The sequence below is a fragment of the Pseudomonas sp. JAI120 genome (assembly GCF_014207255.1).
GTDB lineage: Bacteria > Pseudomonadota > Gammaproteobacteria > Pseudomonadales > Pseudomonadaceae > Aquipseudomonas.
The window spans coordinates 1,508,290-1,532,640 of sequence record NZ_JACHCZ010000001.1; the positions used below are offsets into that span (position 1 = coordinate 1,508,290).

Genomic DNA, 24,351 nt, shown 5'->3' on the forward strand with positions numbered 1-24,351 from the left:
CAAGAATTTTCAGGTTGTTTTCAACTCCGAGCCTGAAACAGACCCCGTCGGTTGTGGAAGCTGTGTTTTACACGCCTATTCTTCTCACTTATTGCTTGAGCTGCGGTCATCGGTAAAAGCGTTACACATCGTGCTTGGAGACTGCCTAGAAAACCCGAGACGATTCAGAACGCTTTGTCTTTTACAAGACTTCCACCAACTCAAATTCTTCTGCCACAAGTTCCATAGCCTCGTCGAACGTGCCCTCTCTCTGGAAAAAATCTTTATGACCCTGCATCCAGTAACTGAGGCTGAGATCCCCTTCACCTTCCTTCCTTGCAAAGTCTTGATCTACGTCGCAATAACGAATAATACGCATCGACACAACTCTAATTACACATACAGGTTCGCCCTTACTGTTGAGGATGATGCCGTAACCGCCAATAGTGGATGGCTCATCTTCATGTTTGAATGACGAAAGTGAACTACACGTAGCCGTTTTTATTCCTTGAGTAACAAGTTCAGCCAGCTCATCCGCCATTTCTGGAGCATCCCCAAATGACCATGAAATGGCCCCGGGGTACTTAACTTTTAAATCATCAATGATAGTCATAACCAAATTCCGTTAAATCCTGTTATTTGCTATAGCATTAGCACTCATGAATCATCACGGTCAAGGTCTACGCGAAACTCAATGGCTGGAATTCTTTATTCTGGTTCAACGTCGTATCTTCGGACCAGGTATTACAAGTAACCTCTTCGGTGTGCCAATTTACAGAAGGCAGCAATAGACCCAAAGTGGCTCTTCGCACTGCGTGCGATCTGTCGGTAGTATCCCTTTTTTCAACCCGCACGAATTGATGCCAATGGTCCAACCGACGACAGTAGCCAACATCATTGGCCCATGGAAAGGAGAGGCTCCGACAACGTTACTACAGCACTGTCGAGATTCCTGGGACACGCCTTTTAAAGAGCTGTCAGATCTCATGGTCGCTACTTTTCTGAACCAGCGAATCGCAGTTCCTCAAATGTTGTCCGAGACCAGGCGGCGATTGGATTCAGAGCCCCGCGATGACACGGAGTACTTCGATGACCAGCTAGCTGAGGCAGTTCTCGGTGTTGAAAACTGACCGCTTCTGGCCGATTGCTACCCACAGCTACCGGCTAGCTCGCTCGAAAGCTGCCCTCCGGTAAGCGAGTAATCAAAACAGGTTCAAGTAACCCGAAAGCGATCCTGACCTTCACTGCATGCCTTCCGTAACTATGGTCCCCGACCAACCCATCACGGCGTAATTTTCCCTGCTGGGCGCGATGTACCAACGCCATCAACGCCTACATGGGCCTGCACATGCGCCGCTGGTTCGCAGCGCCGAACGCGGTTAAACCTGTTGTAGAAAGGCATCTATGTACGGCGCGTGAGCATCGCTACACTGCCCGTCCACACCTCACGAATGGATTCGAAATTGCGCCGGTTTGTCGTTCCTTTGGTTGCGTTGCTCCTGGGCTATCTGACCTATCTTTTGTTTGGGCCAAGAAGCATGCGGCAGCAGCAGCGAACTGACCAAGGCAAACGCTCCCCCCTGTGGCGAGGGAGCTTGCCCACGTTGGGCTGCGGAGCAGCCCCCAACCATCCGCAGCACAGATGAACAACAAAGCCTGGCCCCCTGTTCCACTGCCTGTGCTTTCTCAAAATCCGTCGGTTTATCCAGGCAACGTGCACATTCGCCCCTAAGCGGGTGCTCCAATTACGGCATGGAAATCCTGTACTCGGCGAGCTTGGCCTTGTTCTCCTGCTCCAGATACTTCTTGTCGACGATCTGCGAGAACTTCATGAAGTCGGCCTTGGCGTCTTCCCTGTTGCCCAAATGGTCGTACGCGATCCCGCGCGCGTAATAGGCCCAGGCATAGTCCGGCTGGCGCTGAAGGCCAGTACTGAATGCTTCAGCGGCCTCCCGGTACTGACCCAGGTCTGTCAGCGCGAGGCCCAGATGATAGTAGGTCGGCATATTGAAGCCGGCCCCCTTGCCTGCTTCTCCCATTCCGTTGTCAAGGTTGTACTGCACGAGTTCAAGGGCTTTTTTCGGGTTACCAGCGGCCCGATACATAGCGCTCAAGTCCAGGTAGGCGCGCGGCTCAGGCTTGACCAACAGTTGCATGGATTTCTCCTTGGCGGCCAAGGCTTCGGGGAAGCGCTTGAGGTTGAGGTAGGCGTCGGCCTGCACCGCATAAATCAAACTATGCAGCGAGGCAGGCAGCGTAGCTTTCTGCAGGCATAGATCACCTTCCTGCAGCACCAGAGGGTAGTTTTCGGCTTTGGACGCCTTTAACTGATTAGCGCAGTGGGCAAGGTTGGCTTTTTGCGGGTTCTGCATCCCTGCACAACCTGTGAGGATGACGGAGCAGGCAATCAGTGCGAACCAGCGAGTCTTCATGATAAGCATCCTTGTCAGTCAAGTAGATGAGCGTTGAGGTCAGGGCGATAGACCTGCAACAGCGGCGCGGTCACGGTGCCTTGTAGCGAGCAGAACACGGTGGTGTGTCCCACGAGCGACGGTGACGTGTCGCCCGCGTCGACCATGAGCACGCGGTCTACGAAACCAAACGGCGTAGCGACGCCAGGACCGGTCAGCCCTTCGGTGCGCCATTGGCCGATCGGGTCACCGACCCGGCGAATTTCGGCGCGGGTAATGGCTTTGCCCTGACTGACAAAACGTGCGTTATCAACGATCAGCGGCTTGAGCTTTGCGGCCACCTCTTGCGGCGAGCCATCGACTACAAAGCCCCAGAACAGAAAATTGCCGACGTCCTTGATGGTTTGGGCCTGGTTGTAATAGCCGACCATACGCACGCCGTTAACGATCAGGGGCGTTTCGAAGTGTTGGTAAGTGCCACCTTCCTGCAGCGGACTCATGATGGTCGGTGCCTTGACCGAGCCGTAGTCACTCAGGCGTAAGGTACCTGCTGGCAAACGCGCATCGCGCAGGCTCTCGAAGAAATGCGCATCGCATCGAGAGAACTCTGTCAGCAGCTGTTCGGGCGTGGTGACGGTCCGGGCTTGGGCAGTGCAGGCAACGGCGAGCAATGCAACGCCGGAAAAAAGAGAGCGGAACATTAAAATCATCCGTGAAGTGGGAACAAAAGCTGTCGGCGGGTGAGTGGGAAACTTTAGCAATACGGGCCTGCGTTGAAAATATCCGTGTGCCGCGGGTCCCGCCCCCCCGGACTACTGCCAACCGCTTGCGCACACTGCTAATCTGCGGCCTTTATGTCTGCAAAAGGAAGGTTTACATCGCCATGGAGATTCAGGAAATCAAGCACCACCTGGCCCGCCCTGCCGTGAAGTTCGTGGCTGGCGGCTTTCGTCCCGCCGACACCGATGAAGAAAGCTGGCTGGGCAAGGTCTTCCTGTTCCGGCCAGATGAAGGCGTGCCGACCAATCAGGCGGGGCAACCGTTGCTCCCCTATGCGCAGTTCTACCTGCCCGCCCTGCCCTTCAATAGACCTCAGCTGGCGGGGGTTCGTGTGCTGACGGTGTTTATTGCAAACCCGTTTCCCGAGCACTTTGAGCCGATGGGGAATAACTGGGTCATCCGTGAATATGGGCCGGATGATGTATTGGTTCGCAAGGCGCTGCCCGTGGCAGATTCATTTCTCAAACCCTTCCCCCTCCAAGCGCACGCAGTGCCGGCGGACTATCCACTGTGGGATGGCGGTGGTGTCCCGGCGGACCTTGAGCAAGCAATACTGAAGTTGCAACGCGCGGGCGAGATACAAAGCTATTACGACCTGATCACTCACACCTACGAACACAAGATCGGCGGTTACCCCTCGTTCTGCCAATCAGGCGTGGATCCGGGTGATGGCTTTGAGTTTGTATTCCAGATTTCGTCTGACGCGAAGATCCATCTGAACGTGGTCGACAGCGGGAGCCTGATGTTCTGGAAGCACTGCGAAACCGGGGAATGGGCGCTCTATTATGATTTTTACTAAGGTTGCGCGAGGCTTCGATGACTGACTACCGTGGATTAATCCTCGACGACACCCGGGAAGGCGCCCCTGAATCTGCCATCTCGCAACTGGAAACCAGCCTCGGCGCACGCCTGCCGGAGGACTACCGGCAGTTTCTCCAGACCTGCAACGGCGCCACCGTGGAATACGACGTGCTGGCCACCATGAGCAATGGCGATAAAGAACTGCTGAGTTTTTTGTTGTATGGCCTGGACCCGGACGAAACGTATGAGTCCAACCCCTATGAACTGGAGCAACTGCGCAGGCAACCTGGCTTCCCCGCTACCGGGTTGTTGCCGATCGGCCGTGATGGTGGCGCGAGTGTCTTGCTGCTGGACCTGCGCGAAGGTCGCCAGGATATAGGCGCCATGGTGGCGGGCTTACCCGCATGGACGGGACGCCGCCAGCAAGGCGATGAATACGTGGTATTGGCGGACTCGTTCAATGCCTACCTGGACTTGCTGCACCTGTCTCAGGAACGGATCGTGGAGCATATCAATCACTTCGTCATCAGCGCTGACACGATCGAGGCGACACTGGAGTGGCTGGACCAAGGCAGTCCGGGCTGGCGGGAGCGCTATCGGGAGGTGTGGAATGCGCGGGTTGTGGATAGGCCGATTTGAAGGCTGGCGTCAGCCCGGCTTCTCCAAGCGCCCGCCCGGCCAACTAGCCCGCAGGCCCCGCCACCGCAATGTGCCGGCGAACATAGTAATTGTCGAACTCACTGCTTTGGACAAATTGGAAGCCATGGCGGGTATAAAAGCGATTCGATGCGCTTTCTTTAAGAGCCCCCACTTTAATAGGGAGTGCAGCGTTTTCCGCCTCTTTGAAAATCCGAGAGAGCACAGCAGAGCCGATCCCCGATCCTTGCGCGCTCGGTCTCACATATAAATGGTCGAGCAAGAATTCATTGGGATGCCGCTGGACCACTACAAAGCCAACCCTCTCTCCAGCGACCTCGATATAACGTGTGTCACGAGCTTCAAAGCCGCTGACAAACCGCTCGCGCGCGCGTACCGGATCAAAGCGCCCGACACGCTCCAGACTTTCACGCATGGCTTCAAGTCGAATGGCAATAAGGTCCTCCAAGTCGCTTTGTTGCGCGGGGACTAACACAATCTGGGCATTTTGATTGAGTGAGAAAGGCATATTTTTGCGCTCTGAACCTTCCGATCAAACGTGACGCCGAGCCACAAACAGATTAAATAATCACATCCGCAGTTCGAACCTTTTTACAGTTTCTACAGGCGCATGCCCATCTCACAGGCACGCGTCTCGAAGCCGAACTCTCTGTACATGCGCGCAGCACGTTCATTGAACGCCCAGACAGACAACCTCAAATCCTGGGCACCATGTTCGATTGCACAGCGCTTAACCCGTTGCAGAAGACCGCGCCCAATGCCTTTTCCCCAAAACGCTTCAGCGACGCACACCGAGCCGATTCGAACAACATTCAACGGCTGCATCAGCGGCCCGGTGCTTGTAGAAAGGCTGGCGGTGACGAACCCCACGGCGTGACCATCGGCATTCGCGATGTATACCACCTGCCCCGGTTTCTCGAACAGGCCCGCCCAATGAGGCAGGTCGCGCGCAACTTGCTCCGTGGCAGCCGCGTAAATATCGGGGCGAGCGGCGTGGTGCACCTCGTTGAGCAGTTGCCCCAACTCGCACAGGGTAAGTGCATCGTCTACGGTTGCAACCCGGTAAGTTATGACTTCGTCCATGACGCGTAACGCTCCTTGCTGGAGGGAAGCTGAGAATGGCGACAGCCTTTGTCTCACGGCGAAGGAGATATTCCAATGACCACGTCAGCGTCTACGGTCAGTGCGACGATCGATGAAACGCGCAGATACTTCGACGAGCGTGTAGTCCCGGCCGGGCAGCCCGTCAGCTTTCATTGCGCCAGCAATCGTTGCTACACCACGTTCAGGTGTGTGCCCAAGGCGGGTGCGGATTACGGATTGTGTAAAAAAGGGGGCGACAAGCGCCAAGGCAGCCTTGCCTTCAACTGTGAACCGGCAAGGCCAACCCAAACAGTACAAAAAACCCACCGCAGACTTTATTGAACCGGCGCCCGGTGCGGGCCAGCCAAGGTCGGACGCGGTTCGCTGCGCTGGCCACCAGGTATTCCACGACGAACTCCACCACGGCGTAGGTCAGCGCGATGGCAGCCGTCTGCGCGATGATGCTTCTGTGCGGGTCCAGGAACGGTGGGATAAACGCGGTGAACAGCAGCAGTGCCTTGGGGTTTGAAATCGCCGAGACCAGCCCTTGGCGGAACAGCGACCAGCGCCGCAAACTGACTGTGCCGGTGGCCTCAAGGCTGACGGGGGCCGCGCGCCACAGGCCGAAACCGAGCCAGATCAGGTAGAGCCCGCCGGCCACCTTCAAGGCGGTGAACCAACTGGCCGATGCCTGGATCAGTGCCCCCAGGCCCAGCGCGCACAGCGTCAGCACCAGGGCAAAGCCGAGCACGCCGCCGCTGATGGTGAACAGCGTCCGGCGACTGCCGTGCAGGGCCCCATGGGTCAGCACCAGTAATGCATTGGGCCCTGGTACCACGGCGATGCCGAAGCAAGTCATCAGGTAAAGCAGCCAGGTATCAAAGGGCATGATCCAATCCAGCAGGTGGGTATTCAGGCCAGTATCTTGCGAGTGAAGAAAAGTCCTGAAAAGCGCATTATTCACGTTGCAGCCATTCGATTAACGAATAAAGGAAACTGCCATGCCCTCCAGCGATTTGCAGATCGATTGGCTCAAGTGCTTCGTGGCGGTAGTAGATGCCGGTTCGCTGTCGGGTGCGGCCCATGAGATCAACCGCTCGCAGTCCGCCGTCAGCATGCAGATGAAGAAGCTCGAAGCCGCCCTTGGACGCCCGCTGTTGAGCCGTGGCCCAAGGTATCTGCAACTCACCGATGACGGCCAGACGCTGCTCGGCTATGCCCGTCGCATGCTCGCACTGCACGCAGAAACCCAGGCGGCCTTTAACGGGGAAGCGATCACCGGGCGAGTCCGCCTGGGCGTCGCAGAGGACTATGCGGCGAAATACCTCACGCCGCTGCTGAAGCGTTTTTCACCGCGCTACGCCGGTGTGGAAATAGAACTGACCTGCGAACAGTCGACCACGCTGATCCCGCGTGTGCGCAGCGGCGATCTTGATCTTGCGCTGGTGTCCAGGGACTCGCCCCACAGCGGCACCTTTCTGTTCAAAGAACCCATGGTCTGGGTGGGCTCGCCCCAGTTCGAACTATGGCGGCGCGACCCACTGCCTATCGCCGTCTACGAAAGTGAAAGCCTGGCGCGGCGTTATGCGGTGCATTCACTGGCCCAGCAAGGGCGCCAATTCAAGGTGGTCTACAACAGCTCCAGCCTCGCCGGCCAAGTGGCAGCGGTGGAAGGTGGGCTGGCGATTGCCGCCATCACGCAGTGCACCGTGCAGCTATCACTGCAGGTGTTGAGCAGCGAGCATGGCTTGGGAAACATTGCGCCCATGGAGGTTTCGATTCTGCGTAGCCGAGCTTCTCGGGGGGCCAAGGCGGTTAATAGCCTGCATGCGTTTATCATCAACGCGCTAAGAGTTCAGGTGTAGCTGGTTTAATACACAGGCTGAACACCCCACTTGGAGCCCTTTATGCCAACCACACCACGCGACAACGCCCGGATTGAACGTCGCCTCATCGCCACCCTCACCGACGCCTGCGAAATCGCCAAAACTGAAATCCCCGGCTTCGACTGGCTGACCCACACCGTCGACTACAGCGCCTTCCCCCAGAGCTTGCGGGTGATCTGGGTGTTCGACAGCCGCGCCAACAAGGACCACGCCCTCTCGACAGGGGCAGACACACGCATGCGTGAGCTGACTGCTGCCGCACTCAACGACGCCGACGTGCACGGCGCGCCCATGGAACGCTGCGTCCACTTCGACTCCGAAGAAGAATGCCACCTGCGCCATGACGGCGATTGGCGCCTGCGCCTGGCCAAGGTGCATACGGCCAAGGTGTGAGTGCGCGTCTTCACTCGTTGGGGTTGGGGATAAAACTGTGGTATCGATGCACGTAGTCCTCACACACCCAGGCACTGCCATGACTCTTTCCACCCACTTCACCCCTTGGACCGCCCTGCTCGGCGGCGCCCTGATCGGCTTGTCCGCAGGCCTGTTCATCCTGCTCAACGGCCGCATCGCCGGTATCAGCGGCCTGCTTGGCAGCCTGCTCTCCAGGCGCGGCGAGGGGCGTGGGGAGAAACTGCTGTTTGTGATCGGGCTGCTGGTCTCGCCCTGGATCTGGTCGTTGTTTGCCGAGCTGCCTGAGTCATCGTTCCAGGCCGGTGGCTACGCGCTGGTGCTGGCAGGGCTGCTGGTAGGGATTGGCACGCGGTATGGCGCCGGTTGTACCAGTGGGCATGGCATCTGCGGGCTTTCGCGGTGGTCGCTGCGTTCGTTGGTCGCGGTCGGTTGTTTCATGGGCAGCGGGTTCGCCGGTGTCTATTTCATCCGCCACCTGCTGGGAGCCTGAGCATGCGTAAATTCACTGCATTGATCGCCGGTCTGATCTTCGGCCTGGGGCTGCACCTCAGCGGCATGACCAACCCGGCGAAGGTGCTCGCCTTCCTCGACCTCGCCGGCGAGTGGGACCCTTCATTGGCCTTGGTCATGCTCGGCGCCCTGATGGTGAGCAGCGTGCCCTTTTACGTCGTAAGGCATCGCCAGGTCTCGCTGCTGGGCGCACCGATCCAGATGCCGACGCAACGCACCATCGACCGCCGCCTCGTGCTGGGCAGCCTGGTGTTCGGCATGGGGTGGGCGATTGCGGGGCTATGTCCCGGGCCGGCAGTGGCATTGCTGTTGACGGGCCAATGGCAGGTGCTGGTGTTCACGTTGGCGATGGTGACGGGCATGCTGATTTTTGCAGGGATTGAATCGCGCAGGCGGGGTTGAACCGCCTGCACGGCTTCATTTTTACCCCACACAGTAGATCACGCCTGCGCACTGAACCGCTGTATTCCACGCCGCTCATACATCGCCGCTTCCGTCTGTTGCGTCGCCAGTTCGCCTTTGGAGGCCAGTTGATTAATAAAAATCCGGTCCCTGGCCCCTTTGAAGTCCGACGGGTCGAAGTCTCTTAAGAGCGGCGCCAGATCAATGGTCTTGGCGAAGTTTTCGTTGGTCAGGCTGTAATAGCCCAGGCCCGACCAGACGGAATCGGCGTCCACCGTGTCGATGGAGGCATTGCGGTAGGCAACAGCTGCGGTTTTCAGGCCAAGGGATTGATTGAGCAAATCCGTCAGCCGTTTGGTATCCGAGCTGCTGAGCTGGCTGGCCGAATCCAGCACTTTCAGGCGGCCATCGGCCTCGACGGTGAAGCCGTATTTTTTGCCGGCCAAGTCGGGAGCGGTGGCCGACAGCGCTGACTCGAATGCCTTGAAGGATGCCTTCAGCGTATTGAGCGCGCCGGTGGAAATTTCGACGAGCCGAGGGTGGTCTGGCGACTGGGTCCGACCGACCCAGACGTCGACCACCTCCGGCGGTTCCACCGTGGTGCTTGCTGATCCACTGGGATGGTAGACGGCCGCCGGGGCGGCGTTTGCCAACGCTTCCTTCGCGGCCTCTGTCAGTGGCTGGGCCACGAGCTGCTGGTCGGAAGGTGTAAGGCTGGTGTTGACCGGCGGGAGATAGGCAGCGCTGACGGAAAGAGCCATTTTATCGATCCTTGATTGGCGGGTTCATACAGGTTATCGCCGGAAATCGGCCGAGCTTTAGACGGCCAACGTGCAGGATCGTACAAGCCAGGCGCCTCGTTGCCTCGATAGTCTGGCCCTCTTACCTACCAGAGGATGGATCATGGCTACGTCACAGCACCCGGCACAACCGGTAAACCTTGCGCAAAAGGCGTCGCTCATCAACGAGCAGTGGAGCCCCAGGGTCGTCGCCGAAATGAACGACTACCAGTTCAAGGTGGTGCGCATCGAAGGGGAGTTCATCTGGCACTCACACCCGGAAACCGACGAAGCGTTCCTGGTGTTGGAAGGGACGCTGCGTATCGATCTGCCGGAAGGTCCGGTGTATGTGGCGGCGGGCGAGTTGTATGTGGTCCCGCGTGGCGTTGAACATCGGACCGCCGCCGAGGGTGAGGCGAAGCTGATGATGATTGAGCCTCGGGGCATCTTGAATACCGGCCATGAAGGCGGTGAGCGTACTGCAACAAACGATCTTTGGATCTGAAAAAATCGCGCGCCTCATGGGGCTCGGTCATTGAGCCGAGCCTTTGGCGGGTAATTTCTGGATAATGCCCAGTTCCCGCCCCCGATACGGACATCCCGCTCGATGAAGTTGCCCACCGCCGCCCTCCTCCTCGCCTCTGCGCTGCTGCCTTCCATCGCCCACGCCGACGATGCCGCGCTGACCGACACGCTCAAGGCCTTCACCCGCTGCGACGCGACGTTCTTCAGCAGCCTGAACAGCCACCGCGACGCCTGGCAGGCCTACGCGCCGCTCAAGCAGGACAAAGACTTCGCGTGGATCGCGGTAGTCAACCGCGCGGACCGCAAGGCCAACGCGGTGCCGATCAGCACGCCGCCCATCGCCGGTTTGAAGCTGTTGTCGTACGCCGACGAGGCCAGCGACCTCGGCAACCTGGGGCGTTACTATTACTGGGGCTTTGTTGTGCAAGGCAATATCGACGAGGTTGCCCAACGCCTTGCCCCGCTGCTCGACCAGCCTGCTCGCCTGCAAAAAGGCGATGACGCCTACATTCGCAGCGAGCTCAAGGTCGGCGACCGTTGGCAGGCCATCAAGCCACGGCCCGGCGTCGCGCCGGGCACCCGCGAAGTCGAGCGCGTGCTGCTGGTAGAGCCGGAAGGCACCGACGGCACGCAATCGCACATCAGTTGTTCGTTGCAGGGCGGTGTCGATGCGGCGCTGCTGGCCTGGTCACGTCCGGACATCGAACCGGCTGACTACCCACGCACCGTCGTAGAACCGAGCATCAACGACGTCGCCGTACCCGCCAGCGTGCTCCAGCACTTCGACTCGGCCCTGCTGCAGCCGAAGTTCAAGACGTTGAGCTACACGTACCTGTCGAAAAAAAGCGATGGCAGCAACGACACCCCCACCTCGGTGACCTTCACGGCGGTGGGTGGCTTACTGAATAAGAACGAGATCTACAGCGACACCTTCCATGTCGAGCGCCTGGTGCAGGCGGACCTGATTCAGTTGAAGTCGAAGATGAATGGCGTGGGCGACGGCCAGGTGTTGCTGACCCGCGAAGCCGAACTGAGTATTCCGAGCAGTTGGACGCCTGGCCAGACGCTGAGCGCCAACCTGCACATGGCGAACGTGCCCGGCAAACCGACCGATACCCCGCTCGAGACCTCCGTGAGCTGCAAGGTTGGCCAGCGCTTCCCGGCCCGACAGGTGTTTGCCTCGTTGACCGGCGACGCCATCAAGCTTGAGTGCGAGCAAGGCGACTACAAGACCTCGCGCGCGTTTATCGAAGACCTGGGCATTGCCCTGACGTTGGAGACGACGTCGAGCAAAATGCGCTCGGCGTATGAATACACGGCGTTCGAGGTGGTGCGTTGATCGAAGGGGCGTTTGCCAAGCAAACATCCCGCTGATTCAGGGCACTCTACGTTGTCGCAGCAGTCTGTTCCTACACACCCCATGCCACGCGGAGTTCCCATGATCATTGTCCATCACCTCAACAACTCACGTTCGCAGCGCATTCTGTGGCTGCTGGAAGAGCTTGGCCTGCCGTACGAGATCAAGCGCTACCAGCGCGACCCGAAGACCAACCTCGCGCCACCGGAGCTCAAGGCGATCAATGCGCTGGGCAAGTCCCCGGTGATCGAAGACGGCGCCAACGTGGTGATCGAGTCCGGCGCCATCGTCGATTACCTGATCCGCCGCCATGGCGACGGTCGCCTGCAACCGGACCCGGCCACGGCCGCCTACGACCAGTATGTGCAATGGCTGCACTTCGCCGAAGGCTCGGCCATGCTGCCGCTGATGCTCAATCTCTATGTGGGACGCCTGGGTGATGCCGGTGCGCCGTTGCATCCGCGTATCGAATCGGAAGTAGCCAATTACCTCGGTTACCTCAACGAGGCGCTGGCACACACGCCGTATCTGCTGGGCGATGAATTGAGCGGCGCGGACATCCAGATGAGCTTTATCGGCGAAATCGCCAAGGCCCAGGGCAAGCTGCCGGCGTACCCGCACCTGGCAGCGTGGGTGCAGCGTTTCCAGGCACGCCCGGCTTATCGCCAGGCGCTGGAACAGGGTGGAGAGTATGCGTTTGCCAAGTGAGTCGTGCGGCGAACGCTTAACCCATCAAGAACCGGACTGTTGTGGGGGAGATGCCAGCCTTGGGGGACAGCTTACCCATTCCCCATCATCTGCCACAGCGACGCCCCCACGCCGGTGATGCTCTCCCCGGCAATCAACCCCGCCGCTGCGGTAATCGCAAAACGCTCGGTAATGCTCGGCCAGCGGCAGCTCACCAGCCAGGTGAGCACCGCACCCAGCGCCATCATCAGCGACACCGAAGCTGGCAGCACAAACGCCAACCCCAACGCAGCGGCACTGGGCAAGTAGCGGGCGCGATGGGCGGGCAACAGGCTGTCGAGTACCCCCAGCAACACCCCCGCCACACCGGCAATAGCAATCGCCCAGCGAATGCTCGCCGACAATGAATCCAGCCCATGGGTAAGGGTTTGTGCCACGGCTTTCCAGGTCGCGACCGCCGGCGCCGGCCATTCTTCGGTGAGCAGCATCGATTGGGGATCAGGAATCAGCGCCAGGTACGCGAACACCCCGACGATGCTGCCAATGAAAATCCCCAGGATCTGCGCGATCACTTGCTTGTGCGGCGTGGCGCCAATCGCCTTGCCGACCTTGAAGTCGTTCATCAAGTCGGTGCACTGCCCGGCCGAGCCGCCGGCGGTGTTGGCACTCATCAGGTTGATCGGCACTTGCCCCGGCGCGACGATGCCGAAGCTCAGCTGGGACAACTGCCCGATAGCGCCAATCGGCGGGATACCGGTGGCGCCCACCACGCGGGCGGCGACGGCCGCCAGGCAGATCGCCAGGGGAATGGTCAACAAGGCCATCCACAGGTTGATGCCGAACAACAGTGCCTGCAGGCTCACCACCAATACGATCGACAGGGCGAAACCGGCGGCCGGCCCAGGCTTGGGGACGCTCCAGGCTTGCCCGCCGGCGGACTTTGTAGAGGTGTACAACGCCCACAACCGAATGGTTAACGACGCCAAGGTCGAGCACACCATCAGGCTCACCCCCGGCCACAGCAACCACTCCACCAACGCCGCGAATTGCGGGCCGCTGCTGCCGGCCGGCAAGGTCACCAGGCCTTGCGCCAGCAGCCACGGGCCCAGGCCACCCCAGGCGAGCAAGGCGCCCAGCAACAGGGTCAGGCCGACGCGAATGCCGATAATGCCGCCAAAACCCAGCAGCAACAGCGAAGGGTCGGCGGTGAAGGTCAGGCGTTCCAGTTGGGCACTCGGCGACCAACGCGGGAAGGCCCACACAAAGGTGTCCACCCACTTCACCAGCCCGGACAGCAACGCCGCACTGAGCAGCACCTTCAAGCGCGTCGCGGCTTCGCGCCCATGGTTGTAGATATGCAGCAGGGTTTCCAGGGTGGCCATGCCTTCGGGAAACTTCAGCGCCTTGTCATTAAGCAACGAAGGCCGCAGGTACCAGGCGATCCAGATGCCCAGGAAACTCACCGAGAACACCCAGGCGATCATCGGCAGCGCATCCAACTGGTTGCCGGTCAGCAGGGTATAGGCCGGGATCGGCGCCACCAGCCCACCGGAAATAATCGAAGCGGCGGCCGAGGCGACGGTCTGGTTGATATTGCTCTCGTGCAACGTCCACGGCAGTTGCTCGGACGACCGCCTCGCCAGGCCCTGCCAGATCGCATACCCCACCAGCAGGGCAATGATCGACATGTTGAACGACCAACCGATCTTCAACCCGGCGTACACATTCGAAGGGGTCAGCAGGATACCGAGCACGGTGCCGGTGATGACCGCGCGCAGGCTCAGTTCGCGTTCGACGGGGGTGTGAAGGGGCACGGTTGATGGGGGGGCATGCATGCGGATTCCTTTCGGCAAGGGAACAGGGCGACTTAACAAGTGAGCCCTGTCGGGGCTGAAGGTTCCGGGTTTAATGCTTGCCACAGGTGCAGCGTTTTCCCTTAACCGGCTTGCGCCTTGTCCAGCAGCGGCTCGCCGTCGAAGCGATGCCCCGACCCAAGCAATTTCGCCTTGCCTACGCCGGCAACCTGGGCACGGACCATGTGCTGCACTACCGCTTCGACGCCGCCACCGGCGCACTCACCCCGATCAGCAGAGGCTTCGTGAGCGTGCCGACCAATACCGGGTCGAAGAGAAGCAGTCGCGCAACATCGCATTTCCCCCCAACGGGCATTGGCTGCTGGTGGCCGGTGAGAAAAGCGACAAGGTCGGCACCTATGCGGTCAGTGCCACCGGTGCGTTGAAGCGTGTGGGAGCGGGCTCGCCCCCGCACACCGGGTTGAATCTTGAGGGTTTACAGACCTCAGCTCAGGCGAAACCGTGCGGTGTTATCACTCAACGCCTGGCTGCCTTTGCTCAAGGTGTCTGCCGCACGGTTTACCGCGCGCGCGCCGTCGAGCAGGCGCCCGGCGGCCTGGTCGACTTGCTGGATATTGCCGCTCACTTCATCCGCCGTCGCCGCCTGCTCCTCCACCGCCGTGGCGATTTGCGCCAGGGTGTCGGTGACGTTCTGCACCGCGCCGGCAATCTCGCCCAGGCGCGTGCCCAGGCCGGTGACGGACTCGGCATCGGTCAACGCCTGCTCGCACGCGGCGCCCATCAGCGTCACCGCCTGGCTCACCGTGGCGCGCAGGCTGTCGACGGTGCCGGCGATCTGCGCCGTCGACGCCTGGGTGCGTTGCGACAGGCTGCGCACTTCATCGGCAACCACCGCAAAGCCACGGCCCTGCTCGCCTGCGCGGGCGGCTTCGATGGCTGCGTTGAGCGCCAGCAGGTTGGTCTGCTCGGCGATGCCGCGAATGGTGTCCACCACCGATTGAATCTGCTGGCCTTGCTGGCTGACCTGCTGCAAGGCGTCCGAGGTATCGGTCAGGCGCTGGTTGAGCTGCTGGATGCTGGCGGTGGTGCGCTGGCTGTCGCGGCTGCTGTCTTCGGCGATGCGCCGGGTGTGCTGGGCACTGCCCGAGGCCTGTTCGCAGCTGCGCGCGACGCCCATGGACGTGGCGGCCAACTGCGTGGCGGCGGCGGCGATCTGGCTGATCTGGTGCTGCTGGTCCTCGACTTCGCTGAGGGTGCTGCCCGATTGCGAATTAAGGGTGAGCACCGCCGAGCCAAGCTGCTGGGTTTCGTGATTGACGCCGAGCAGGCTGGTGCGCAATTGCACCACCGCGACGTTCAGCGCGGTACTGATGGCCGCGAGTTCGTCGCGCCCTTCCACCGTCACGGCCACGCACAGGTTGCCGTCGCGCAGGGACTCGGCCAACGTGGTGATGCCACTGGCGCTGCGACGGATGGACGCTTGCAGGCACATGAACAGGTACAGCGCCGCCAGGGCCAACAGGCTGAACGTCGCCACCATCGGTATGAATTGCGTGTTCGCGTGCTCGTGGTAGTAGTCCAGGCGCGCATCCATCGACGTCAGCGACCGAATGCGCAGCGCGCCGAGCGACTCGAGCGTGGCGTCGATACTGCGCTCGAAACCGGCTGTATCCAGCTTGATGCTGCCGCCGAACACGCCGTCGTCGAGCACTTTGAGTTCGTTATCCAACAACTGCAGGCTGGTGTCGTATTGCGCTGTCCACGGCTCCATGCCGGCGTACTGCTTGGCCTTGAGCGAAGCCGCAGCCTTGACCAGTTGATCCCGCGCATCGCCGATGCGGCTGCGCAGGTCGCGCATCTGCAAACGGCTCTGCAAGGTGAACTGCCCCGAAGAAATCGAGGACTGCCCGACACTGGCCATCCGCCCGATGCGCTCGATCAGGTCGGGCGTTTGCTGGGTGCCGATCTGCATGAGCATGTAGGTTTCCAACCAGGGGTCGAGGATCAGGCCGGCGTCGAGGGTGATCTGTTCGCGCAGGGCCTGCATCGCCGTCAGCGCAGCGGTGAAGCGGTCGTAGCCATCCGGCCACCAGCCAACGGTGCGCAGGGACGCCGAGTCCATGCCCTTGACCGTGGCCTGCAACGCCTCGAAGCGGGCCAGGACATCAGCGCCGGCGCTCTGGGTTTTCAAAGCATCACCGAGAGCTTGCAGGCTTTGCAGGATCACCGGGAAATTGGCATCGACCTTATCCATCGCCGCCTTCGCCGCTGGCGTCGGGGCATGCAGGATGTCCGCCGCCTTCCAGCGCGCAGCCAGGTTACGTTGGGCGCTCAGTTGGCCGTCCAGCGCATCCAGGGCCAATAGTTGACGAAGACCGGACTGCTCAGCGGAAATCACGCTTAATTTGTCGCGATAGTCCTGGCCGATCATCCACAGGCTTCCGGCCAAGGGGAGCATGAACAGGAAAAACAGAACCTGGAACTTGCGCGCGAAGCCGAAACGTCCGAGCAGGCGGATACCAGGTGATAAAAAGCTGTGCATGTCCGACCACTCCCGAAAACAACCCACCCGGCGCACCGCTGGGCGAAGCCTTGAAATAAATGAAAGCAAAATGCCATGTCATTGATTGGTAAGGCTCTAGCAAGATACGGGCCGCTCACACCCAGCCCCGAAACAGGGCGTTCGCTGCACGAACGCCCCACCTCGCGTGCGCGAAAATGGGGCAAAAGCACTCAGTAGCGACAAGGCCGCTGTCACCGCCGGAGACGACTGACCGAGGTACGTTCCAAAACGCCCTCAATCACAAGCATCCTATCGGCCGCGTACGGGGAGAACTTGAAGGGCCGTCATCGGGAAGAAGTGTTATCCAGCCAGTAACGCAGTAATCCATCTTGCCTGCCGTGCAATTTCCGCGACCTTATCTTCCGGCACGGCCTGCCGCGCATGCTCGAAACTGGCCAGGGTCTTCTGCTTCTGACGCAGCATGCGCTGCCACTTGGCCAGGAACACCGGGCTGCGCGCCTGCATCTGCAGGGGGCCGAAGTACAGTTGTTCGGCGCTGTAGATCACCGGCGTGGTGCGTTCGGCGACGATGATTTCGTAGTAGAAACGGTTTTCCCGCAGCAGCTCTTCATCGAGGAGGGTGTAACCGTTTTCCATCAACCAGTGACGCAACGGTTGTTCGCCGCCATTGGGTTGCAGGATCAGGCGTTCGTGACCGCGGAGGTGGGCCTTGCCGCCTTCGAGGATGTCGCGGATCGTTTCGCCGCCCATGCCGCAGACGCTGATCGCGGTGATCGCGTCTGCCGGCTTTATCGCCGCCAGACCATCGGCCAGGCGCACCGTAACGTGCTGCTCCAGGCCGTTCTCCCGCACGGTGCGCTCGGCCGCCTGGAACGGCGTGATCGCCACCTCGCCCGCCACCGCGGCCTCGATCACGCCACGGCGCATCAAGGCCACCGGCAGGTAGGCGTGGTCCGAGCCGATATCGGCCAGCCGCGCGCCCATCGGCACATGCGCCGCCACGCGCTCCAGGCGCATGGACAAGGTGTGTTCGTTCAACCTGTGTTCCTTTTTATTCGCCGGAAAATCGATCCCGGCTGTTGGTCAGATGCAACACCATCGCCGCCCGCGCCGCGTCCGGGTCCTGGCGCCTGATTGCGTTGAAGATCGCCTCATGTTCCAGGTTCGCCAATTGCCCGAGCTTGGCGAAGTCCGCCCCGCCACGTTCGGCGCCTTTCACTTGGGTACGCGGAATCATCGCATTGCCCAGGTGCAGCATGATCTCGGTGAAGAAGGTATTGCCGGTGGCTTCGGCGATCAACTGGTGGAAACGCTTGTCCTCTTCCACACAGCTGTCGTTGTTGGCCAGCGAGGCCTGGTAGTCGTCCAGCGCGGCGCGCATGTGGGCAAGCTGCTCGTCGGTCCTGCGCACGGCGGCCAGTGCCACTGCCTGCACCTCCAGGCCCAGGCGCAGCTCGAGCATGTTGCGCACGCTGGCGACGGTGTCCACATGCAGGCGCAAACCTTGCTGGGCCTGTTGCGCCAGCACGAAGGTGCCGATGCCATGGCGCGTCTCCACCAGCCCCGAGGCTTGCAGCTTGGACAGCGCCTCGCGCACCACGGTACGGCTCACCCCATGCTCAAGCACGATGGTGGATTCGGACGGCAGCTTTTCACCCGGCTTCAACTGCCCAAGCAGGATGCGCTGGGTCAGGGCGTCAAGCACGCCTTGGGCCAGGTTGTTGGAGCGTCTACGAACGGGGGGGCCGTTTTCAATGGGCATAGTTACGAATCCACGGGGTTGGGCAGGAGGGAGCTTAACATCCCGCCCCACGGCGTAACCCCACTGTAGGAGCGAGCTTGCTCGCGAAGAACCTGAGGGCGCCGCGTTTATCCAGGCTGCCCGCATTATCGTTGACGTTTTTCGCGAGCAAGCTCGCTCCTACAGGTTGGGGTGCGAGTGAAAAAAAGCGCCCTACTTGTATGACAACCAACATTAATGGCCGCCAGCGCCACCCTTTCAAAAGCCCTCTCAACCATCTTTAAAACCCCACCCCAACCTGCAAAATAACCAAAAAAGCACTAAATACTGGCTCTTATAAACACAAAAACATCATCACCGCATTGCGAACTCCAGAAATCAACTTGTATGATGTCTATCAACAAGACACGCAAACCCGCATAAAAATAATCAGGGGGAGTTTTGAATTGTGAACAATTCAAGCCATGCATCTGCCACACCAGACAGTGATTCGGTCCTCGCGCAAGCCGTGAGAAAAGTGAAGAGCCATGTGCTCCCACTGTTCGTGATCATGTTCATCCTCAACTACATCGACCGGGTCAATATCGGCTTTGTGCGCACGCACATGGAAACTGACCTGGGCATCGGCGCTGCCGCCTATGGGTTTGGCGCCGGGCTGTTCTTCATTGGCTACGCGCTCTTTGAAGTGCCCTCGAACATGCTGCTGCAAAAGGTCGGCGCGCGCATCTGGCTGACCCGCATCATGTTCACCTGGGGCGTCGTCGCCACGCTGATGGCGTTCATCCAGAACGAAACCCACTTCTACATCCTGCGCTTTCTACTGGGCGTGGCCGAAGCCGGCTTCTTCCCTGGGGTGATCTACTACTTCACGCGCTGGCTACCGGGGGTTGAGCGCGGCAAAGCCATCGCGATTTTCCTCAGTGGCTCGGCGGTGGCCTCGCTGATCTCCGGCCCGCTGTCAGGCGCACTGCTGCAGATCGAAGGATTTGGCTTCCACGGCTGGCAATGGATGTTCGCCATCGAAGGCCTGGCCTCGGTGGTGATCGGTTTCTTCGTGTGGTTCTGGCTCGATTCCAAGCCCCACGACGCCAAGTGGATGACCCGCGAAGAACAGGACGCTCTGGTCAACGCCATCGACCAGGAACAGCGCGAGCGGGAAGCCCTGACCAGCATCAAGCCGACCATCGGCAAGCTGCTCAAGGACCGCCAGATCCTGCTGTTCTGCGCCCTGTACTTCTGCATTCAACTGACGATCTACGCGGCGACGTTCTGGCTGCCGAGCATCATCAAGAAGATGGGCGACCTGAGCGATGTGCAGGTCGGCTTCTTCAACTCGATCCCGTGGCTGATCTCGATCATCGCCATGTATGCCTTCGCGACGCTGTCGGGCAAATTCAAGTTCCAGCAGGCCTGGGTCGCGGCGGCGCTGTTGATTGCGGCGGCGGGCATGTTCATGTCCACCACCGGCGGGCCGATCTTCGCGTTCGTGGCAATCTGTTTTGCGGCCATTGGGTTCAAGTCGGCGTCCTCGCTGTTCTGGCCGATCCCACAGGGTTACCTGGATGTGCGCATCGCCGCTGCCGTGATCGCCTTGATCAACTCCATCGGCAACCTGGGTGGCTTCGTCGCGCCGACCACCTTTGGCTTTCTGGAGCAGACCACCGGTTCGATCCAGGGTGGTCTCTACGGTTTGGCCGGCACGTCGGTGCTCGCCGCGATTCTGGTGTTCTTTGCCAAGACCGCCCCCTCCGCCGCTTTGACTTCGCCAAGCGTGACGCCAACGAGCGCCGCCGTCAGCAAACCTCTTTGAGCCTATCCAGGAACTTGCCATGAATACTCCCGTCGTCACCCATTTCCAGGTCATCCCCGTCGCCGGCCACGACAGCATGCTGCTCAACCTGAGCGGCGCCCACGGGCCATTTTTTACCCGCAACATCGTGATTCTCAAGGACAGCAGCGGCAACACCGGCGTCGGTGAAGTGCCCGGTGGCGAACGCATCCGCGAAACCCTGGAAGACGCCCGCAGCCTGGTGATCGGCCAACCCATCGGCCAGTACCAGCGCATCCTCAACCAGATGCGCAGCACCTTCGCCTCACGGGATTCGGCTGGCCGCGGCCTGCAAACCTTTGACCTGCGCATCACCATCCATGCCGTCACCGCCATGGAAGCCGCCCTGCTCGACCTGCTGGGCCAGTTCCTCGAAGTGCCGGTGGCCGCCCTGCTCGGCGAAGGCCAGCAGCGTGATGCGGTGAAAATGCTCGGCTACCTGTTCTACGTCGGCGACCGCAGCGCCACCGACCTGGCCTACCGCAACGAAGCCGACAACGAGGACGAGTGGTTTCGCCTGCGCCATGAAACAGCCCTGACCAGCGAGGCCGTGGTGCGCCTGGCCGAAGCCGCCAAAGCCAAATACGGCTTCAACGACTTCAAGCTCAAGGGCGGCGTATTGAGCGGCGACGCAGAGATCGAAGCCGTCACCGCCCTGGCCGAACGCTTCCCCGATGCGCGCATCACCCTCGACCCCAACGGCGCCTGGTCATTGAAAGAAGCCATCCGCCTGTGCCGCGATCAGCACCACGTGCTCGCCTACGCCGAAGACCCGTGCGGCGCCGAAAACGGTTACTCGGGGCGCGAAGTCATGGCCGAATTCCGCCGCGCCACGGGCCTGAAAACCGCCACTAACATGATCGCCACCGACTGGCGCGAAATGGGCCACGCGATCCAACTGCAATCGGTGGACATCCCCCTGGCCGACCCGCACTTCTGGACGATGCAAGGCTCGGTGCGCGTGGCGCAGATGTGCAATGAGTGGGGCCTGACCTGGGGCTCGCACTCCAACAACCACTTCGATATTTCTCTGGCCATGTTCACCCAAGTGGCCGCCGCCGCCCCAGGCGACATCACCGCCATCGACACCCACTGGATCTGGCAGGACGGCCAGCGCCTGACCCGCGAACCGCTGAAAATCGAAGGCGGTTATGTGAAGGTACCAGCCAAACCGGGCCTGGGCGTGGACATCGACATGGACGCCGTGGCCAAGGCCCACGAACTGTACAAAGGCATGGGCCTCGGCGCACGGGATGACAGCGTGGCGATGCAGTTCTTGATTCCGGGCTGGCGTTATAACAACAAACAGCCTTGCCTGGTGCGCTGAAGCGCTGGGTTCTGGGGGCGGCTCGGTCTCCAGAGCACAATCAATCCAATGTGGGAGGGGACTTGCTCCCGATTGCGGTGTGTCAGCCAGACATATATCGACTGGCACTCCGCTATCGGGAGCAAGCCCCCTCCCACAGGGGGGCCTCGGTATTTTTCAAGGGTTGTGGTCGCTCGCTAAACCGCGCGTCAGGACTTCCCGGCCCCAGCCCGCCTTGCACTTGCCGTTTTCTTGACTGCCACCGCCGCAATCGGCTGCACAGTCATTTCCACGCCTAACGCCAGCATCAACTTCTGAATCGTCTCATAACGCGTTTTAGAACCGCCTTTCAGCGTCTTATATAGGCTCTCGCGATTACCCCCCGCAGACTCCGCCACCTTGTTCACGCCCTGGGCCTTGGCGACCTCGGCAAGCGCTTTCATGAGCACCTGCGGGTCTTGAGATTTCATGCTCTGCGCCAGATAAGCGCTGATGGTTTCCGGGCTATCGAGGAAGCGCGACGCTTCATAGATGCTGGTACCGGAGGTATCAAGATCGAGGATCGGCATGTGAGTCCGGAACACTCCGGAAGAAAAATCCTAGTCCACCGCTCGCATAAGCAGCCGATCGATACTATTAGCGCCTGTGTCTAATAGCGCCTGTGTCTAACCTTCACCATTCCTCAGCACCTGCGCATTCGCCCGCTATCACGGTGGCTGACACTCCGCCATCGGGGGCAAGCTGAGGCGGCAAACGATAGAGATGAAGCCCAAAGAAAACGTCCTGCACAGCCGCTTCACTTTGCGTAAAATGCGAGCCGTTCTCGATCAGGAAGACTCAACCCAGGAGGGGTAACGCTTGAAACCGCTTGACACCCACGCGCCAAAACACGCCGACACGGCCATCACACGACTTAAGCTCAAAGACCAACTGGCCGTAGACCCTTACAAGGCATTGGCACTGCTGGAAAGCGCCCTCCTCTGTTTTGTAACGACGGCTCTTATGCTGTTTGTTGCACAAAGCGTCGGCATAACCGACACATTCAAGAGCAACGTCCTCTATGGCGGCACCCTGGGTGGATGCATAGGGGCGATGTACAGGATGTACCACGACGCAGCACTTTCCGAGTCGAGCATTGCCAGGCATATCAGCCCCACTGCACTGCAAAACGCGATGCTCGCCTTGAAGTATTCCAAGACGCCGGAAGGCGTTTACTACCCGAACAAACGCATGTTCACCCCATTTCATCGGTGCGATTCAGAGCGGATCACGCTCACCCCACTGGATGGGGGCACGCGCTTCACAGGTCCCTATTTGAAGCTGAAAGCGCTGTCGGCCAGGCTGATGGAGCAGGAAGGGATTTGAGTCAACCGGACGTGGCCATTCATACCTGAAAGGCCATGGCATTTGCCTAACGACAAGGACGTAGGCAGTGATGATAAAACAGCGATGTTCCCGGGCCTTCAGCCTTCTATGGCGTACGCATATGGTGTATTTCATCTACTCAGGCGCGCTCCAGTGCAGATGACATGATCGCTGCACAAGCAGAAGACGCAGCGGCAACCAGCGCTGTGCCTAAATGGCCATAACCTGGGGGCTATAGGCGGATCTGGATTGCCGCCGTTGACCTTCCCTACCCGACGCTACTCACGTTCAAGCCCGCGTGGGCAACTTCCAATTCGGCCGGACGAAGTGGCAGGTATACCCGTTCGGTATCCGCTCCAGATAATCCTGATGCTCCGGCTCCGCCTCCCAAAACTCCCTGGCGGGCTCAATTTCCGTGGCCACAGGCCCAGGCCACAGCTTGGAGGCATCCACGTCAGCCGCGGTATCTTCGGCAATATCCCTTTGCTGCTCGCTCAGGTAGTAAATCGCCGAACGATAGCTTGGCCCAAGATCATTGCCCTGACGATTCGGCGTGCTCGGGTCATGGATCTGGAAAAAGAACTCAAGGATCTGCCGGTAGGAAATCACCGCCGGGTCAAACACGATCTCAATCGCTTCAGCATGGTTGCCATGGTTGCGGTAGGTAGCATTCGGCACATCGCCACCGGTGTAGCCGACGCGCGTGTGCAGCACGCCGGGGTAGCGTCGCAACAGGTCCTGCATGCCCCAGAAGCAGCCGCCGGCGAGGATGGCGGTTTCGGTTGGGTTGGTCATGGTCTGTCCTTGCGGTTAATGGAGACAGGGATAGTTATGGGGCAATGCTGAGCAATACCAAGTTCAATCAAAGAAAAACTGCCCCCCTAGCGACTCAAGGTTTATTCCTGGAACGAAACGCCGCCACCTTCATCCGGTTGCCGCAGGTCGCCATGCTGCACCAGCGGCGGCGGTGTGATTTGCTCAGGTCATGGAACAGCAGCACGCAATCATGGGCCTCGCACTGGCGGACGAATTCAAACTTATCGTTCGTGACCAAGCCCACCAGCGACTCGGCCACCGGCCCAAGCAGGCTGGCCGGGCTGCTGTCCCGAGGATGCGTGGCAAGCCGAAATGCCTTCTGCTCCTGCGCCCATTCCAGCCTGCTCACCGGGCGACCCGCTTCAAGCACCTGGTTGATCACCGCAAGATCGACGGGAACGCCTGTCATTGCCGCATTCACCACCGCCCTTGAACTCGCGCGAAGCGTGCGAGCGAGGGCCAGCAGCCCATTCGGCGCCTTCGGGTCAACCTGCTCGGGCAACAGCCCCGCTTGGGTCAGCCAGCTCATAACGCTGTGATCATCGACGAAGCAGTCATGGCGCTGATCACCCACCCCGTACTCGGAGTTGATGAAATCGAGGGCAAGGTTGTCAGCCAGAAAAAGTGCGCCTGAAGCAGTGCTGTTCGGATTCATGGGCAGCCTGTAACCAATAAAATATGTTTGA

The 24,351-nt window shown here is 60.1% G+C and carries 26 protein-coding genes and 1 pseudogene; 13 read left to right on the forward strand and 14 right to left on the reverse strand.

What is annotated here, in order from left to right:
- Window positions 1-181 precede the first annotated feature (181 nt).
- The 3 genes from HDC32_RS06995 to HDC32_RS07005 form a co-directional block, all read right to left on the reverse strand.
- Window positions 182-592, reverse strand: a complete 411-nt coding sequence (locus HDC32_RS06995) for an ASCH domain-containing protein (protein WP_184743143.1) — start codon at window positions 590-592, stop codon at window positions 182-184.
- Between the two features lie 1,132 nt (window positions 593-1,724).
- A complete protein-coding gene (locus tag HDC32_RS07000; RefSeq protein ID WP_184743146.1) occupies window positions 1,725-2,411 on the reverse strand; it encodes a tetratricopeptide repeat protein in 687 nt (228 codons plus the stop codon).
- 14 nt (window positions 2,412-2,425) lie between these two features.
- Window positions 2,426-3,091 (reverse strand): hypothetical protein, encoded by a 666-nt coding sequence (locus HDC32_RS07005; RefSeq protein WP_131699764.1) that lies wholly within the window; start codon window positions 3,089-3,091, stop codon window positions 2,426-2,428.
- A gap of 182 nt (window positions 3,092-3,273) precedes the next feature.
- On the opposite strand from HDC32_RS07005, the gene HDC32_RS07010 reads away from it, so the two are divergent.
- Together HDC32_RS07010 and HDC32_RS07015 are read left to right on the forward strand one after the other, a co-directional pair.
- Window positions 3,274-3,969, forward strand: a complete 696-nt coding sequence (locus HDC32_RS07010) for a DUF1963 domain-containing protein (RefSeq protein WP_184743149.1) — start codon at window positions 3,274-3,276, stop codon at window positions 3,967-3,969.
- Window positions 3,970-3,986: 17 nt separating this feature from the next.
- The gene (locus tag HDC32_RS07015) at window positions 3,987-4,610 is read left to right on the forward strand and encodes an SMI1/KNR4 family protein (RefSeq protein WP_184743152.1); all 624 of its coding nucleotides are present in this window, start codon (window positions 3,987-3,989) and stop codon (window positions 4,608-4,610) included.
- Between the two features lie 43 nt (window positions 4,611-4,653).
- Here the strand turns inward: HDC32_RS07015 and HDC32_RS07020 are convergent, their stop codons facing one another.
- The 3 genes from HDC32_RS07020 to HDC32_RS07030 all read right to left on the reverse strand — a co-directional run bounded on the left by HDC32_RS07020 (window position 4,654) and on the right by HDC32_RS07030 (window position 6,600).
- Window positions 4,654-5,136 carry a GNAT family N-acetyltransferase gene (locus tag HDC32_RS07020; protein WP_131699767.1) on the reverse strand — a complete coding sequence of 161 codons (483 nt, stop codon included), beginning with the start codon at window positions 5,134-5,136 and terminating at the stop codon, window positions 4,654-4,656.
- 92 nt (window positions 5,137-5,228) lie between these two features.
- Window positions 5,229-5,711 (reverse strand): GNAT family N-acetyltransferase, encoded by a 483-nt coding sequence (locus HDC32_RS07025; protein WP_145336341.1) that lies wholly within the window; start codon window positions 5,709-5,711, stop codon window positions 5,229-5,231.
- 280 nt (window positions 5,712-5,991) lie between these two features.
- Window positions 5,992-6,600, reverse strand: coding sequence for a LysE family translocator (locus tag HDC32_RS07030; RefSeq protein WP_131699769.1), 609 nt, complete (start codon window positions 6,598-6,600; stop codon window positions 5,992-5,994).
- A gap of 112 nt (window positions 6,601-6,712) precedes the next feature.
- Here HDC32_RS07030 and HDC32_RS07035 point away from each other — a divergent pair, with 112 nt between their 5' ends.
- From HDC32_RS07035 to HDC32_RS07050, 4 genes are all read left to right on the forward strand, one after another.
- Entirely contained in the window at window positions 6,713-7,576 is an 864-nt protein-coding gene (locus tag HDC32_RS07035) for a LysR family transcriptional regulator (protein ID WP_184743155.1), read from the forward strand.
- 42 nt (window positions 7,577-7,618) lie between these two features.
- Window positions 7,619-7,990 carry a hypothetical protein gene (locus HDC32_RS07040; RefSeq protein ID WP_184743158.1) on the forward strand — a complete coding sequence of 124 codons (372 nt, stop codon included), beginning with the start codon at window positions 7,619-7,621 and terminating at the stop codon, window positions 7,988-7,990.
- A gap of 79 nt (window positions 7,991-8,069) precedes the next feature.
- Window positions 8,070-8,501 carry a YeeE/YedE family protein gene (locus HDC32_RS07045; RefSeq protein ID WP_131699772.1) on the forward strand — a complete coding sequence of 144 codons (432 nt, stop codon included), beginning with the start codon at window positions 8,070-8,072 and terminating at the stop codon, window positions 8,499-8,501.
- A 2-nt stretch (window positions 8,502-8,503) separates the two neighbouring features.
- Window positions 8,504-8,923 carry a DUF6691 family protein gene (locus tag HDC32_RS07050; protein WP_184743161.1) on the forward strand — a complete coding sequence of 140 codons (420 nt, stop codon included), beginning with the start codon at window positions 8,504-8,506 and terminating at the stop codon, window positions 8,921-8,923.
- A 38-nt stretch (window positions 8,924-8,961) separates the two neighbouring features.
- On the opposite strand, the gene HDC32_RS07055 is transcribed toward HDC32_RS07050, so the two are convergent.
- Window positions 8,962-9,684: a hypothetical protein gene (locus HDC32_RS07055; RefSeq protein WP_184743164.1), complete on the reverse strand. Its 723-nt coding sequence runs from the start codon at window positions 9,682-9,684 to the stop codon at window positions 8,962-8,964.
- A 142-nt stretch (window positions 9,685-9,826) separates the two neighbouring features.
- Between HDC32_RS07055 and HDC32_RS07060 the strand changes: the two genes are divergently transcribed.
- From HDC32_RS07060 to HDC32_RS07070, 3 genes are all read left to right on the forward strand, one after another.
- Window positions 9,827-10,207, forward strand: a complete 381-nt coding sequence (locus HDC32_RS07060) for a cupin domain-containing protein (RefSeq protein ID WP_131699775.1) — start codon at window positions 9,827-9,829, stop codon at window positions 10,205-10,207.
- Window positions 10,208-10,309: 102 nt separating this feature from the next.
- Window positions 10,310-11,566, forward strand: coding sequence for a hypothetical protein (locus tag HDC32_RS07065; RefSeq protein WP_184743167.1), 1,257 nt, complete (start codon window positions 10,310-10,312; stop codon window positions 11,564-11,566).
- 99 nt (window positions 11,567-11,665) lie between these two features.
- Window positions 11,666-12,292: a glutathione S-transferase family protein gene (locus tag HDC32_RS07070; RefSeq protein ID WP_131699777.1), complete on the forward strand. Its 627-nt coding sequence runs from the start codon at window positions 11,666-11,668 to the stop codon at window positions 12,290-12,292.
- 71 nt (window positions 12,293-12,363) lie between these two features.
- Here the strand turns inward: HDC32_RS07070 and HDC32_RS07075 are convergent, their stop codons facing one another.
- A complete protein-coding gene (locus HDC32_RS07075; RefSeq protein ID WP_131699778.1) occupies window positions 12,364-14,106 on the reverse strand; it encodes an OPT family oligopeptide transporter in 1,743 nt (580 codons plus the stop codon).
- A gap of 274 nt (window positions 14,107-14,380) precedes the next feature.
- On the opposite strand from HDC32_RS07075, the pseudogene HDC32_RS32010 reads away from it, so the two are divergent.
- Window positions 14,381-14,518: pseudogene (locus HDC32_RS32010) on the forward strand (beta-propeller fold lactonase family protein); the annotation flags it as partial.
- A 51-nt stretch (window positions 14,519-14,569) separates the two neighbouring features.
- Here the strand turns inward: HDC32_RS32010 and HDC32_RS07085 are convergent.
- The 3 genes from HDC32_RS07085 to HDC32_RS07095 all read right to left on the reverse strand — a co-directional run bounded on the left by HDC32_RS07085 (window position 14,570) and on the right by HDC32_RS07095 (window position 18,371).
- The gene (locus HDC32_RS07085; RefSeq protein WP_184743170.1) at window positions 14,570-16,627 is read right to left on the reverse strand and encodes a methyl-accepting chemotaxis protein; all 2,058 of its coding nucleotides are present in this window, start codon (window positions 16,625-16,627) and stop codon (window positions 14,570-14,572) included.
- A gap of 321 nt (window positions 16,628-16,948) precedes the next feature.
- Entirely contained in the window at window positions 16,949-17,647 is a 699-nt protein-coding gene (locus HDC32_RS07090; protein ID WP_184743173.1) for a tRNA (adenine(22)-N(1))-methyltransferase TrmK, read from the reverse strand.
- A gap of 13 nt (window positions 17,648-17,660) precedes the next feature.
- Window positions 17,661-18,371 carry a FadR/GntR family transcriptional regulator gene (locus tag HDC32_RS07095; RefSeq protein ID WP_131699781.1) on the reverse strand — a complete coding sequence of 237 codons (711 nt, stop codon included), beginning with the start codon at window positions 18,369-18,371 and terminating at the stop codon, window positions 17,661-17,663.
- Between the two features lie 427 nt (window positions 18,372-18,798).
- Between HDC32_RS07095 and HDC32_RS07100 the strand changes: the two genes are divergently transcribed.
- Window positions 18,799-20,160: an MFS transporter gene (locus HDC32_RS07100; RefSeq protein ID WP_184743176.1), complete on the forward strand. Its 1,362-nt coding sequence runs from the start codon at window positions 18,799-18,801 to the stop codon at window positions 20,158-20,160.
- A gap of 19 nt (window positions 20,161-20,179) precedes the next feature.
- Window positions 20,180-21,505: a glucarate dehydratase gene (gudD, locus tag HDC32_RS07105; protein WP_131699784.1), complete on the forward strand. Its 1,326-nt coding sequence runs from the start codon at window positions 20,180-20,182 to the stop codon at window positions 21,503-21,505.
- A 188-nt stretch (window positions 21,506-21,693) separates the two neighbouring features.
- On the opposite strand, the gene HDC32_RS07110 is transcribed toward gudD, so the two are convergent.
- A complete protein-coding gene (locus tag HDC32_RS07110) occupies window positions 21,694-22,053 on the reverse strand; it encodes an addiction module antidote protein (protein WP_184743179.1) in 360 nt (119 codons plus the stop codon).
- A 289-nt stretch (window positions 22,054-22,342) separates the two neighbouring features.
- Here HDC32_RS07110 and HDC32_RS07115 point away from each other — a divergent pair, with 289 nt between their 5' ends.
- Window positions 22,343-22,849, forward strand: coding sequence for a hypothetical protein (locus HDC32_RS07115; RefSeq protein WP_184743182.1), 507 nt, complete (start codon window positions 22,343-22,345; stop codon window positions 22,847-22,849).
- Window positions 22,850-23,137: 288 nt separating this feature from the next.
- On the opposite strand, the gene msrA is transcribed toward HDC32_RS07115, so the two are convergent.
- Both msrA and HDC32_RS07125 read right to left on the reverse strand, forming a co-directional pair.
- The gene (msrA, locus tag HDC32_RS07120; protein WP_131699787.1) at window positions 23,138-23,644 is read right to left on the reverse strand and encodes a peptide-methionine (S)-S-oxide reductase MsrA; all 507 of its coding nucleotides are present in this window, start codon (window positions 23,642-23,644) and stop codon (window positions 23,138-23,140) included.
- A 94-nt stretch (window positions 23,645-23,738) separates the two neighbouring features.
- A complete protein-coding gene (locus HDC32_RS07125; protein WP_131699788.1) occupies window positions 23,739-24,320 on the reverse strand; it encodes an ABATE domain-containing protein in 582 nt (193 codons plus the stop codon).
- Between the last annotated feature and the right edge of the window lie 31 nt (window positions 24,321-24,351).